Raw genomic sequence first — 12,971 nt, 5'->3', positions numbered from 1 at the left:
GACCGCCCCCGCCCCCGCGGTCAGATCAGCGAGTCCCGCCACTGGCGGTGCAGGGCGGCGTACCGGCCACCGGCGGCGGCCAGCTCGGCCGGCGGCCCGTCCTCCACGATCCGGCCGCCGTCGAGCACCAGCACCCGGTCGGCGGTCTCCACCGTGGAGAGCCGGTGCGCGATGACCAGGGCGGTACGGTCCCGCAGCACGCTGCGCAACGCCCGCTGCACCAGGCGCTCGGTCGGTACGTCCAGTGACGAGGTGGCCTCGTCCAGGATCAGCACGCGCGGGTCGGCCAGGAACGCCCGGGCGAACGCGACGAGCTGGCGCTGCCCGGCCGAGAGCCGGCCACCCCGGCGGTGCACGTCGGTGGCGTACCCGTCGGGAAGCGCGGTGATGAAGTCGTGCGCGCCGATGGCGCGGGCGGCGGCCGCCACCGCCGCGTCGTCGGCATCCGGCCGGCCGAACCGGATGTTCTCCGCCACCGAACCGCTGAACAGGTGGTTCTCCTGGGTCACCAGCACGATCGCCCGGCGCAGCTCGGCGTCGGCCAGGTCCCGCAGGTCCACCCCGTCCAGGCTGACCGTCCCGGCGGCCGGGTCGTGGAACCGGGCGAGCAGCTTGGCGATGGTGGACTTGCCGGCACCGGTCGGCCCGACCAGCGCGACGGTCTGCCCGGCCGGCACGGTCAGCTCCAGCCCGGCCAGGATCGGCGTCTCCGGCCGGTAACCGAAGGAGACCGACCGGAACACCACCGTGCCGGGGCACGCGACCGCGGGCAGCCGTACCGGCCGCTCCGGCTCGGCCACCGCGGGCCGCTCGTCGAGCACCCCGGCCAGCTTCTCCAACGCGGCGGTGGCCGACTGGAGGGCGTTGTAGAACTGGCTCAGCTCCTCCATCGGCTCGAAGAAGCGGCGCAGGTAGAGCAGGAAGGCGGCGAGCACGCCGACCTCGGTCTGGCCGCCCAGCACCCGGGCGCCGCCGTAGCCGAGCACCAGCGCGGCGGTCAGGTTGCCGATCAGCCGGATGCCCGGCGAGTAGACCGCGATCAGCCGGAACGCCGCCAGGCTGGCCTGCCGGTAGTCGTCGTTCACCGCCGCGAAGATGCGCCGGTTGCGCGACTCCCGCCGGTACGCCTGCACCGCCCGGATGCCCCGCAGCGACTCGACGAAGTGGACGATGACCAGGGCCACCGTCTCCCGGGCCCGGCGGTACGCCCCGGCGGACGCGCGGGCGAACCAGCGGGACAGCAGGAACAGGAACGGGAAGGCGAGCAGGGTGACCGCGGCCAGCGGCGGGTCCAGCCAGAGCAGGATGCCGGCCACCGACAGCACCGAGAGCGCCGCCATCACCAGCTTGTCGATCCCGCCGTCGACCAGCTCGGCGATCGAGTCCAGGTCGCTGGTCAGCCGGGCCACCATCCGCCCGGAGGCGTAGCGCTCGTGGAACCCGACGTCGAGGCGGAGGAAGTGGTCGTACACCAGCCGGCGGAGATCGAGCAGGACGGCCTGGCCGATCCGGGCGGCGAGGGTGAGGAAACCGCGGCGGGCCCCGTACTCGGTGCCGGTGGCGACGGCGAAGGCGGCGGCGACGGCGACCAGCGGACCGGGGTCGCCGGCCCGCAGCGGGCCGATGCCCCGGTCGATGCCGAGCATGACGAGGTACGGGCCGGCCATCGCGGCGGCGTTCTGGACGAGCAGCAGGATCACCGCCAGCCCGAGCCGGCCCCGGTGCGGCCGCAGCAGCCGGCCGAGCAGCGACCGGCTGCGGGCGCGGAGCCGGGCCACCGCCTCCGGGGTGGTGTCCTCGGCCCGGCTGCGGTCGGCGTCCGGGTCGGTGGCCCGCCCCCGCCAGCGGGACAGGTCGACGTCCTCGTCCGGAGCCCGGCGTGGCCGGGGGACCGGGGGCGGCCCGTCGGACGGGGCAGCCGTCACGAGCGCACCAGGCCGGCGCCGTCGGGCCGCCGGTCCGGCTCGGCGGAGAGCACCGCCCGGTACGCCGGCACCCCGGCCAGCAGTTCCGAGTGGCTGCCCACGGCGACGATCCGCCCGCCGTCGAGCAGCGCCACCCGGTCGGCGAGCGCGACCGTGGACGGGCGGTGCGCCACCAGCAGGGCGGTGGTGTCCCGCAGCACCCGCCGCAGCGCCGCCTCGACCAGCGCCTCGGTGTGCACGTCGAGCGCGGAGAGCGGATCGTCGAGGACGAGCAGCGCCGGCCGGCCGAGCACGGCCCGGGCCAGCGCCAGCCGCTGCCGCTGCCCGCCGGAGAGGGAGAGCCCCTGCTCGCCGACCCGGGTGGCCAGCCCCCACGGCAGCTGGTGGGCGAACTCCGCCCGGGCCAGCGCCAGCGCGGCGCGTACCTCGTCCTCACCGGCGTCCGGCCGGCCGAGGGTGAGGTTCTCCCAGACCGACATGGAGAACAGGGTCGGCTCCTCGAACGCCACCCCGACCAGCCGGCGCAGCGACCCGAGCCGCAGGTCGCGCAGGTCGTGCCCGTCGAGGGTGATCCGGCCGGCGGTCACCTCGTGCAGCCGGGGGACCAGCGAGAGCAGGGTGCTCTTGCCGCAGCCGGTCGCGCCGACCAGGGCCAGCGTCTCGCCCGGCTCGACGGTCAGGTCGATCTCGCGCAGCACCGGCGGCCCGGCCCCCGGGTAGCGGAAGCTGACCCGTTCGAAGCACAGCCGGCCCCGGACCTGACCGCGGTCCAGCGACCGGGCGTACGGGGAGTCCACGATGGCCGGCCGGGTGTCCAGCACCTCCTGGATCCGGTCGGCGGCGGTCGCCGCCTCCTGCCCGTTGGCGATGATCCAGCCGAGCGACTGCACCGGCCAGATCAGCATGAGCTGGAGGCTGACGAAGGCGACCAGCTCGCCGATGGTGAGCACGCCCCGGGCGACCGCCGCCGCGCCGGCCACCAGCACCACTCCGAGGGTCAGGTTGGGCACCAGGTCGAACAGGGCCGAGGTGCGGGCCAGCAGTCGTGCCTTGTCGATCCCGATGTCGTGCAGGGCTCGGGCCCCGCCGTCGAACCGGGCCGCCAGCTCCGGCCCCCGCCCGTACGCCCGCATGGTGCGCAGCCCCAGCGCGGTCTCCTCCACCAGGGTCGCCACGTCGCCCTGCTGGTCCTGCATCCGGCGGGAGGTCGCGTGGTAGTGCCGGGCGAACCGGCGGCTGATCAGGAACAGCGGCACCGCGCTGGCCGCCACCAGCAGGCCGAGCCATGGGTGCAGCCGGATCAGCAGCACCACCACGGCGGCGTAGGTGACCAGGTTGAGCACCAGGAAGAGCAGGCCGAAGGAGAGGAACCGGCGGATCACCGACAGGTCGCTGGTGATCCGGGAGAGGAGCTGACCGGACTGCCAGCGGTCGTGGCACGCGGCCGGGAGGCGTTGCAGGTGGGCGTAGACGTCGGCGCGGATCACCGCCTCCATGCCGAGCGAGGAGGAGGACTGGGTCCACCGCCGGACGAAGATCAGCACCGCCTCGGCCAGCCCGAGCAGGAGGGCGAGGACGCCCAGCCGGACCAGCCCGGCGGCGTCGTGCCGGGCCACCGGTCCGTCCACCACCCGCTGCACCACCAGGGGTACGGCCAGGCCCGCCGCCGTGGCGGCCAGGGCGGCGAGCAGCAGCCAGGCGAACTCGGCCGCGTACGGGCGCAGGTAGGGGTGCAGCCGCCAGAGGTTGCGCAGCGGGTGGGTGCGGGCGTCGTTACGCGCCGCCGGGTCGCCGTCGCTCTGCGCAGGCACTACCCGACGGTAGCGGCTGGTGGGAGCGTTGCCGCTGTCAGCTTGCCGTCAACCGTCCCTCATGACCGAGAAGCCACTTCTTCACGTCCAGGCCCCACCGGTAGCCGCCGAGCGTGCCGTCGGTGCGCAGCACCCGGTGGCACGGGACGAAGAGCGCGGCGGCGTTGCGGGCGCAGGCCGCCGCGGCGGCGCGTACCGCGGCGGGGCGTCCGGCCAGCCCGGCGAACCCGGTGTACGTCACCGGCTCGCCCGGCTTGACGTCGCGCAGCACCCGCCAGGCGTGCGCCAGGAAGGCGCCGTCGGTGTGCTGCTCCACGGCGACCGGGTCGATCGCGGTCAGGTCACCGTCCAGGTACGCCCGGACGGCCGCGGTCACCGGCCCGAGGTCGGCCCGCGCCCGCAGGTCGCCGCGCATGCCCGGGTGCATCAGCGGCAGCAGGGCCGCCGGGTCGGCGGTGAAGCCGGCGGCGCGGACCGCCCCGGTCGGTCCGGTGAGGACGCTCAGCGGGCCGGCGGGGGTGTCGATGACGGTGCTGTCCAGTGTGGTCATGCTGCTCTCCAGAGTCGGATCACCGCGTACGACCGCCAGGGACGCCAGCGGTCCGCGTACGTGTTCAGGGTCTTCGGGTCGTCGGGCAGGCCGAGCGCGGCGGCGCCCCGGCGTACGCCCAGGTCGGTGGGGAGGAGGGCGTCGGGGTCGCCGAGGGCCCGCATCGCCACGTAGCCGGCGGTCCACGGGCCGACCCCGGGCAGCGCGAGGAGCCGCCGTACGGTCTCCTCCCGGTCCCCGCCCGGTTCGAGGTCGAGCTCCCCCTCGGCCACCGCCCGCGCCACCGCCCGCAGCGTCTCCCGCCGCGCCCCCGGCATCCGGAACGCGCGGTCCGGCAACCCCACCACCTCCTCCGCGCTCGGGAAAGCGGCCAGCTCCTGTTGATCATGAAGTTGTTGTCGCGACACGCCGGGCTCGCCGGCGACAACCTCATGATCGACGGCGCGCTGGGCGGCGGCGGTGGTGAGGAGGTGGGTGAGGGTGGTGCGGGCGGAGGTCAGGGAGATCTGCTGGGTGGTGATGGCGCGGACGGCCATCTCGAAACCGTCGACCGCGTGCGGGAGCCGGACGCCGGGCTCGGCCCGGACCGCCGCCGCCAGTGCGGGATCGTCGGCCAGGGCGGCGTCGATCGCCACCGGATCGGCGTCCAGGTCGAGCAGGCGGCGGCAGCGGGCCACCGCGGGCGCCAGGTCCCGCAGGTCGGTCAGGCGCAGCGTGGCGGCCACGTGCCCGTCGGCCGGGGTCAGCGCGACCGTGCCGACGCCGTGCGGTAGCCGCACCCCCCGGCGGTACGTCCCGTCGCGCACCTCCTCCACGCCGGGCAGCGCCCGGAGGGCGAGGAAGTCCAGCAGCGCCCCCGCGTGCAACGGCGGCCGGTACGCCAGCCGCAGCGAGATCGTGCCCGCCCCGCCCGCCACCAGCCGGCCGCCCCGGGTCACCCGCAGCTCGGACGGGGTGGTCCCGTACACCTCGCGGACCGTGTCGTTGAACTGCCGGACGCTGCCGAAGCCGGCGGCGAACGCGATCTCGGCCATGCCCAGGCCGGTCGTCTCGATGAGGATCCGGGCGGTCTGCGCGCGTTGCGCCCGGGCCAGCGCGAGCGGCCCGGCCCCCAGTTCGGCGTGGAGCATCCGGTGCAGGTGCCGCTCGGTGTAGCCGAGCCGGGCCGCCAGCCCCGGTACGCCGTCCCGGTCGACCACCCCGTCCGCGATCAGCCGCATCGCCCGCCCCACCACGTCCGCCCGGACGTCCCACTGGGGCGAACCGGGGGCGGCGTCGGGGCGGCACCGGCGACAGGCCCGCAGCCCCGCGCCCTGCGCGGCGGCGGCGGACGGGAAGAACCGGACGTTCTGCCGCTTCGGGGTCACCGCCGGACAGGACGGCCGGCAGTAGATTCCGGTCGAGGTCACGCCGGTGTAGAACCAGCCGTCGAAGCGCTGATCGCGGCTGTCGACGGCTCGATAGCACCGTTCGAAGTCCAACTCCACACCAACGATCCTGCCTCGCAGGTCCGGCCGTCGGCTGGCGGGATTCGGACCTGGCCGTACGCGGCCCTGCTGGCTCCCAAGATCCGCCCTGGTTCACGGAAGGAGTGGCCATTCCGCGTCCGGCGCCCACTCTTTCCGTGAATGAGGCCCTCGGGTCGGGCCGGGAGCGGCGGGACGGCCCAGGTCAGGCCGGGTATCGCTGACGTGGCAACGGATTCCGGGGGGCAAAGTGTCGGTAGTGGTCGGTACGGTCCCGCCACCAACTCAAGAAAAGGTGCGGGGATGGCGAGCGTGGCCGGGCGAGGTGCCCGCTGATGCGGTCGGGGCGGATACGGCTGGACCGCGCGGTGGTGCAGGGCTTCTACGACCGGATGCGGGTGGTGGCGCCGGCCGCGTACGGCGCGATCGAGCGGGACCGGGCCGACGACCCGGGGCGCGCCTTCGCCGAGACCGCCTGCGGCCGGCTCGCCGGCTCGCTCGACGCGGCCGGGCTGCGCGCGCTCGGCATGTGGGCCCACCACTGGTGCATGCGCTTCTACGACGACGACACCCGGGTCGGGCTGCGCCTGGTCCGGGAGATCGCCGGCCGGGCCGGGCTGGGCTGGACGGTCGACGAGGTGCGCTGGCTGCTCGACCAGTCGTACGCGGCCGGCCCCGCGGCGGCGCACCGGTTCGTCCTGCCGCGCGCCGCCGCGGCCGAGCTACCGCCCGGCGCCCTGCCCGAGTGGGGCGAGGGGGCGCCGGAATTCCCCCGCCTGCTCGCCGGCTGACCTCGCCGGCCCGCCGCCCGGCCGGACCGGCACGGGTTGCGCCAGCTCCGCCGGCCCGACCGGCACCGGACGCGACGCCGAGGTCCCGGGCCGGCCCGGTCCGGGACGGCCGGGCAGTTGGCCGAGCACCATCGCGGTGACCGCCACGGCGAAGCCGACGAGCTGGGTCGGGCTGAGCGCCTGGTCCAGCACCAGCCAGCCGAGCGCGGCGGCGGTCAGCGGGCTGAGCGCGCCCAGCACCGACACCCGGGTGACCGGCAGGCGGGCCGCGCCCCGGAACCAGAGCGCGTACGCCAGTGCGGTGCCGACCAGCCCGAGCCAGGCGTACCCGAGCAGGGCGGGCCCGTCCGGCGCGGGCGGCGCGCCCTCGACGGCGGCGGCGACCGGCACGATCAGCAGGCCGCCGGCGACGAGCTGCCAACTGGTCGCGGCGAGGGTGCCGACGCCCGCCGGCCGCCCCCAGCGGCGGGTGAGCACCAGTCCGGCGGCCATCGAGGCGGTGCCGGCGAGCCCCGCGGCGACGCCGAGCGGGTCGAGGCCGGCACCGGGGCGCAGCACCACGAGGGCGACGCCCAGCGGCGCGGCCAGCGCGGCGAGCAGCGCCGGGCGTCCCGGCCGGTCGCCGAGGACGGCGGCGCCGAGCGCCGCGACCAGGAGGGGCTGAGCCGCCCCCAGCACGGCCGCCGTGCCGCCGGGCAGCCGGTACGCGGCGACGAAGAGCAGCGGGAAGAACGCGCCGATGTTGAGCGCGCCGAGCACCGCCGCCCGCCACCACCAGCCGCCGTGCGGCCGGCGCCGGGTCAGGGCGAGCAGCAGCAGTCCGGCCGGCAGCGCGCGGAGCACGCCGGACCAGAGCGGCTGGCCGGCCGGCAGCAGCTCGGCGGTGACCAGGTACGTGGTGCCCCAGGTGACGGGGGCGGCGGCGGTGAGCAGGACGTCGGTCCAGCGGCGGCGCATGGGAACCCTCTTTCCTCGCTGCTAAGTAGCTTAGCGCTAAGCTAATCAGTGCCGAGCGAAAGGGGAAGTGCGAGGTGCGGCACAATCCGGGCGTGGCAGCGGATGACGTGGACGTGATCGTCGAGCAGTGGCGGCGGGAGCGGGCCGGGATGCGCCCCGAGCCGATGGCCGTCTTCGGTCGCATCTACCGACTTGCCCGGCTGGTCGGCGACCGCCAGGAGCGGGTGTACGCCGGCTGGGGGATCGGCCGGGGCGAGTTCGACGTGCTCGCCGCGCTGCGGCGCTCCGGCGAGCCGTACACGCTGGCCCCGAAGGCGCTGGCCGCGGCCCTCATGCTCACCTCCGGCGGGATGACCGGCCGGCTCGACCGGCTGGAGCGGGCCGGTCTGGTGCGGCGCGCCCCCGACCCCGCCGACCGGCGGGCGCTGCGGGTCAGCCTCACCGACGAGGGCCGGCGGGTGGTCGAGGAGTCGGCCGAGGCCGGGCTCGCCGTGCAGCGCCGCATCCTCGACGCGCTGCCCCCCGACGACCAGGAACGCCTCGGCGACCTGCTGCGGACCCTGCTCGCCGCCGCCGAGGCGGACCAGCCCGGCAGGGCATGATGATCGTGACCGTCGCCGACCCGAGGGGGAGACCGTGCCCGCCAGCGCACCGACCATCGTCGCCACCAGCATGGGCTTCAGCAGCCGCCACCGCGGCCCGTGGGACGCCCAGCCCGGGCCGGTCTTCGACCTGATGGCCGAGCTGGCCCAGGCCGGCGACGCGCCGAAGATCTGCTACCTGAACCAGGCGGTCGGTGACCAACCCACCTCGTTGACCCTCTTCCACGGCGCCTTCGCCGGCACCCGGTTCCGCGCCTCCCACCTGGCCCTGTTCCCGATGCCGAACGTCGAGGACATCCGCGCGCACCTGCTGGCCCAGGACGTCATCTGGGTCGGCGGCGGCAGCGTGGCCAACCTCTGCGCGGTGTGGCGGGTGCACGACCTGCCGGACATCCTGCACGAGTGCTGGCAGGCCGGCGTGGTGCTGGGCGGCGTCTCCGCCGGGTCGATCTGCTGGCACCTCGGCGGCGCCACCGACAGCTACGGACCGGAGCTGCGGCCGTTCACGGGCGGGCTCGGCTGGCTCCCGTACGGCAACGGCGTGCACTACGACAGCGAGGCGCAGCGCCGACCGCTCATGCACCGGCTGGTCGCCGACGGCACGCTGCCGACCAGCCACTGCACCGACGACGGGGTCGGGCTGGTCTACCGGGGCACCGAACTGGTCGAGGCGGTGGCCGACCGGGCGGGGGTGGCCGCGTACGAGGTCACCCGGGCCGAGGACGGCACCGCCCGGGAGACCCGGATCGAGCCCCGGCTGCTCACCGCTCAGTCCGCCTGAGCCCGCCGGCGGCGTGCCGCGTCGAAGACCTGGGCCAGTTCGGCCGCGTCCTCCCCGGCGTGGTGGGTGTGCGGCACGTCGGTCAGGCCGAGCTGGTGCTTGATCGTGCCCTTGCGGGTGTCCCGCCACTCGACGCCGGTCAGCCCCATCCAGTAGCTGCGCAGGTCGATGCCGGAACCGGTGGCGCCGAACGGGCTGTGCCCGACGAACCGGACGAAGTACCAGTGCACGAACATGCCGTCCCAGACCGCCGGGGCGGCCAGGAACACCGGCCGGCCGATCGCCCGCAGCCCGTTCACCCACCTCGCGGCGGCCCGCATCGCCTCCTCGGCGGTGGGGGCCTCGCGGAGCAGGCGGTCCCGGTCGAGCCCGGAGACGGCCAGCGCGGCCGGGACGAACTCGTCGGAGATCGGCCGCAGCTCGGTGTAGAAGGCCAGCTCCGGGCGGCCGGCCACGGCCATGCCGAGCGAGATCATGCTGTACGGCCCGGGGATCGGCCCGTCCGCCTCCACGTCCACGGCGAGGTACAGCTCGGGCAGTCGGTCGGTCACTGGCGCACGCTAGCAACGCGTACGCGGTGACCGCCGTCCCTTTTCCCGGCCCGGGCGGACCTGCCTGCCCGCCGGCGGCGGCGAACCGCGTAAGCTGGCTCGTCGTGAGTCTCACCATCGGCATCGTCGGCCTGCCCAACGTGGGCAAGAGCACCCTGTTCAACGCGCTGACCAAGAACGACGTGCTCGCCGCGAACTACCCGTTCGCCACCATCGAGCCGAACGTTGGCGTGGTCGGGCTCCCCGACGAGCGGCTGACCAAGCTCGCCGAGATCTTCAGCTCGCAGAAGGTCCTGCCGGCGCCGGTCTCGTTCGTCGACATCGCCGGCCTGGTGCGGGGCGCCTCCAAGGGGCAGGGCCGGGGCAACGCGTTCCTGGCGAACATCCGCGACGCCTCGGCGATCTGCCAGGTGGTGCGCGCCTTCTCCGACCCGAACGTGGTGCACGTCGACGGCAAGGTCTCCCCGGCCGACGACATCGAGACGATCAACACCGAGCTGATCCTGGCCGACCTCCAGACGCTGGAGAAGGCGCTGCCCCGGCTGGAGAAGGAGGCCAAGCTCCGCAAGGACCGGGCCGCCGCGGTCGAGGCCGCCAAGAAGGCGGTCGAGGTCCTGGACAACGGCACCACCCTGTACGCGGGCGCCGCCGCCGCCAGGATCGAGCTGGAGCACCTGCGCGAGCTGCACCTGCTCACCACCAAGCCGTTCCTCTACGTCTTCAACGTCGACGAGGCCGAGCTGGGCAACGCCGAGTTCCTCGACGAGCTGCGTGCCCTGGTGGCGCCGGCCGAGGCGGTCTTCATGGACGCCAAGATCGAGTCTGAGCTGGTGGACCTGCCCGAGGAGGAGGCCCGCGAGCTGCTGGAGTCGATCGGGCAGTCCGAGCCGGGCCTCGACCAGCTCGTCCGGGTCGGCTTCCGCACGCTCGGGCTCCAGACGTACCTGACCGCCGGCCCCAAGGAGGCGCGGGCCTGGACCGTCCCGGTCGGCGCGACCGCGCCGGAGGCCGCGGGGGTCATCCACAGCGACTTCCAGCGCGGCTTCATCAAGGCCGAGGTGGTCTCCTACGCCGACCTCGTCGAGGCCGGATCGATGGCGGCGGCGAAGGCCGCCGGCAAGGTCCGGATCGAGGGCAAGGAGTACGTCATGCAGGACGGCGACGTGGTGGAGTTCCGCTTCAACGTATGACCGTCGGGCCGGGAGACCGGGGGATGGCCGGCAGTAGGTGGGCGTGCTTCCATGACTGCATGACCAAGCCCGGCGTGCGGCCGACTTCCAAGCAGGTTGCTCAGTTGGGTGTGTGGTTCCTGGTCTTCGGCTTGGGTGTCCTCACGATCGAGGTTTGGGTGGGCGACCATCCGTTTAGGGGGAGCCCGGCGTCGTGGGGCCTCGGGAAGACCTTCTCTGTGATGGGGGCCGGGTTCCTCTGCTGGGCCGCACTGCGTCGACAGCAGCGGTGACAGCAACCAGCCCGGATGAAGACGACCGGGGCCAGCGTCGCACGGACGGTCGGCTGAGGCAGGAGACGCTCCGAGACGCCGCCGGACGACGCGCCCAGAACTTGTAAGCGAGTAGCCAGGCCGCACCCCAAGATCCGGAACAGTGCGGATGGGGGTTCCTGCTCTAGGAGCTGGCGTTATGCACTCTGTGGCAGGTGGCGTGCCAACTCGGCCCGCAAGGCCTGGACCCCGGGCTGCATGAGGCCGACGTCGACGGTGTAGATACGGCGGCCGCGATGCTGGCGGGGACGCTGTGCGGGAGCGGGAGGTGCCACCGCATCCGGTCGCAGGGCCACCTGAAGGACGGCGAACGGGCCAGGCCGGCGGATCGTCGCTGACTCGATCGCCCCCCACGAGAGAACAACCGGTCGCCCGCTCCGGGCCAATTCGACGGCCGCGCTTGACATCCGAACCCACGCCCACCGTCCCCGATGAACGACGACCCAGCCGCCGCTGAAGACAACGGCGAAAATGAGGCCGCCCACAAGGGCTAGGAGCGGATGGTCCGGAAGCTCCCAAAGGATCAACGCGAGCGCGGCCCGGACGACCAGCCACGAAGCAGAGGCGATGAGGAACATCGCGACAAAGACCCGCCGGACCGGAAGCCAGAAGGTCACCCAGTCGGGCGCGACGGTCATTGGCGCTCTATCCATCGACATGACGGCAGGGTAAAGGAGCCCTGCCAGAGCGGCCAGTGACAGCGGCCCTAGGCCCACGAAGCCACGAGACGTCGGTCAAGATTGACAATGAGCAGCAGCGGGCACCCGGAAATGGCGGAGCAGCCAAGCGAGCAGCCAAACCGGCGAGCAGCAGCGGACGATCGCGGACGTTGGCGCCAACTTGAGCAGGAGGACCAGGCGGTGGACCAGCGCTGTGGTACCGACTCGTAATGCGTGGGTCACTGTCGAGTTGAGCTGCACAGGACGCAGCGGCGACACCGTCCCCACCCCTCGCCACCGCGCGCCGGATTCTGACACGCCTACGACGGTTGACAACCCTGGTTGTCGAGCGGACCCTGAAGTCAGGAGGCCACTGATAAGGGAGCCGATCATGTGGGAGCTGACGTCGGACGAGCGACGGGAACTGCGGCGGGAACTGGGTGCTGTTGCCGCTGACTGGGCGCAGCGACTGCGGTACTCCGCTGTGGATGCGGGGGGCAACGCTGCCCAGGAGCCGAGCTCCGCGGAGAGGATGCGGACTCACCTTGCGCGGATGGCGGCAGGTGAGCAGATGCGTCGCCTTCTCGCTGACCTCGTGTCCGCCAGTGCCGAGGAAGCGGTGCAGCACGGTGCCGGCTATCCCGAGCTTGGCGCAGCGGTAGGCGCCAGTCGGCAGGCCGCGCGTAAGCGATGGCCTGGCCTGTCGAAGAGGCGCGCCACCGAGTGGAAGCAACCGCCCGGGGGCATCGGTTGGGCCGGCAACCAACCGGGGTGTCCGGGACCGTTTTTGGGAACCTGAGGGGGCCGGCTTGACATCCGTGGCTGACATCAACGGTGGCGGCTGAAGCCGGACGAGCGTGGACGGCTATCGGCTCTGACCCGAACTGGACGTCAGCGGACGTTGCGGCCTTTGCCGATAGCGCCTTGTAAGCGAGACGTCGGAGTCGGGCGGAGTCAGCAGCGAGTCAGCAAACAGTCCGCTGCGCGACGACAACGGGCGGAACGAACGACGTCGCTGCCGTGCGTGAGCGGGCTAGATGACATCTGCCGGCACTGGTTGACAACCACGACCAGGCTCCCCCCAGCGGGGGTCAGTCTGACGGGCCGGCGGCACGGCTGCCGACAGCAACGCTGACAGCAACGCCGCCGGACGGCGGCGCGCTGGCGAGCGCAGGGACGGAGAGAGCTTCGAGCGTGCAGCCGTTCCCGGACCTGCGCAGACGCGGTGCACAGAGCTTGTAAACGAGTGCTCCCTGGGCCGTGTTGACTCGGTGAGCATGCACGGCGAGCCAGGTCCTGCTGGACCAAGTCTGGCGCGCGTGGTGCACCTTGAAGCCGGCTGTAGCGAGCAGGGCGGTCAGACTCGGCAGGCGGTGG

Annotated in this window: 11 protein-coding genes; 4 read left to right on the top strand and 7 right to left on the bottom strand. The window is 73.7% G+C overall.

What is annotated here, in order from left to right:
• Positions 1-20: 20 nt before the first annotated feature.
• From ACGFI9_RS26900 to ACGFI9_RS26885, 4 genes are read right to left on the bottom strand one after another with little or no spacing between them, the layout of a single operon-like run.
• Positions 21-1,925 carry an ABC transporter ATP-binding protein gene (locus ACGFI9_RS26900; RefSeq protein WP_393182176.1) on the bottom strand — a complete coding sequence of 635 codons (1,905 nt, stop codon included), beginning with the start codon at positions 1,923-1,925 and terminating at the stop codon, positions 21-23.
• Positions 1,922-3,736, bottom strand: a complete 1,815-nt coding sequence (locus tag ACGFI9_RS26895) for an ABC transporter ATP-binding protein (RefSeq protein WP_393182174.1) — start codon at positions 3,734-3,736, stop codon at positions 1,922-1,924. The genes ACGFI9_RS26900 and ACGFI9_RS26895 overlap by 4 nt, the downstream gene beginning before the upstream one ends.
• Positions 3,737-3,773: 37 nt before the next feature.
• Positions 3,774-4,286 carry a methylated-DNA--[protein]-cysteine S-methyltransferase gene (locus ACGFI9_RS26890; protein WP_393182172.1) on the bottom strand — a complete coding sequence of 171 codons (513 nt, stop codon included), beginning with the start codon at positions 4,284-4,286 and terminating at the stop codon, positions 3,774-3,776.
• Entirely contained in the window at positions 4,283-5,773 is a 1,491-nt protein-coding gene (locus tag ACGFI9_RS26885; RefSeq protein ID WP_393182170.1) for a DNA-3-methyladenine glycosylase 2 family protein, read from the bottom strand. The genes ACGFI9_RS26890 and ACGFI9_RS26885 overlap by 4 nt, the downstream gene beginning before the upstream one ends.
• Positions 5,774-6,087: 314 nt before the next feature.
• Between ACGFI9_RS26885 and ACGFI9_RS26880 the strand changes: the two genes are divergently transcribed.
• Positions 6,088-6,543, top strand: a complete 456-nt coding sequence (locus ACGFI9_RS26880) for a hypothetical protein (protein ID WP_393182168.1) — start codon at positions 6,088-6,090, stop codon at positions 6,541-6,543.
• Here the strand turns inward: ACGFI9_RS26880 and ACGFI9_RS26875 are convergent.
• Positions 6,475-7,500, bottom strand: coding sequence for an EamA family transporter (locus ACGFI9_RS26875; protein ID WP_393182166.1), 1,026 nt, complete (start codon positions 7,498-7,500; stop codon positions 6,475-6,477). The genes ACGFI9_RS26880 and ACGFI9_RS26875 overlap by 69 nt on opposite strands.
• 92 nt (positions 7,501-7,592) lie before the next feature.
• Between ACGFI9_RS26875 and ACGFI9_RS26870 the strand changes: the two genes are divergently transcribed.
• Together ACGFI9_RS26870 and ACGFI9_RS26865 are read left to right on the top strand one after the other, a co-directional pair.
• Entirely contained in the window at positions 7,593-8,102 is a 510-nt protein-coding gene (locus ACGFI9_RS26870; RefSeq protein ID WP_393182164.1) for a MarR family winged helix-turn-helix transcriptional regulator, read from the top strand.
• A gap of 34 nt (positions 8,103-8,136) precedes the next feature.
• A complete protein-coding gene (locus tag ACGFI9_RS26865; RefSeq protein ID WP_393182162.1) occupies positions 8,137-8,883 on the top strand; it encodes a Type 1 glutamine amidotransferase-like domain-containing protein in 747 nt (248 codons plus the stop codon).
• On the opposite strand, the gene ACGFI9_RS26860 is transcribed toward ACGFI9_RS26865, so the two are convergent.
• Complete coding sequence (locus ACGFI9_RS26860; protein WP_393182160.1) at positions 8,871-9,434, bottom strand: exonuclease; 564 nt, start codon at positions 9,432-9,434, stop codon at positions 8,871-8,873. The two genes, ACGFI9_RS26865 and ACGFI9_RS26860, sit on opposite strands and share 13 nt — an antisense overlap.
• A 104-nt stretch (positions 9,435-9,538) precedes the next feature.
• Here ACGFI9_RS26860 and ychF point away from each other — a divergent pair, with 104 nt between their 5' ends.
• A complete protein-coding gene (gene ychF / locus ACGFI9_RS26855) occupies positions 9,539-10,624 on the top strand; it encodes a redox-regulated ATPase YchF (RefSeq protein WP_393182158.1) in 1,086 nt (361 codons plus the stop codon).
• Between the two features lie 448 nt (positions 10,625-11,072).
• Here ychF and ACGFI9_RS26850 read toward each other — a convergent pair whose 3' ends face one another.
• On the bottom strand, positions 11,073-11,573 hold the full coding sequence (locus ACGFI9_RS26850; protein WP_393182156.1) for a hypothetical protein: 501 nt from the start codon (positions 11,571-11,573) through the stop codon (positions 11,073-11,075).
• Between the last annotated feature and the right edge of the window lie 1,398 nt (positions 11,574-12,971).

Origin of the sequence: Micromonospora sp. NPDC048930 (genome assembly GCF_043197935.1) — a bacterium.
In the GTDB taxonomy this organism is placed as follows: domain Bacteria; phylum Actinomycetota; class Actinomycetes; order Mycobacteriales; family Micromonosporaceae; genus Micromonospora.
This window is presented reverse-complemented; position numbering and strand designations above follow the sequence as displayed.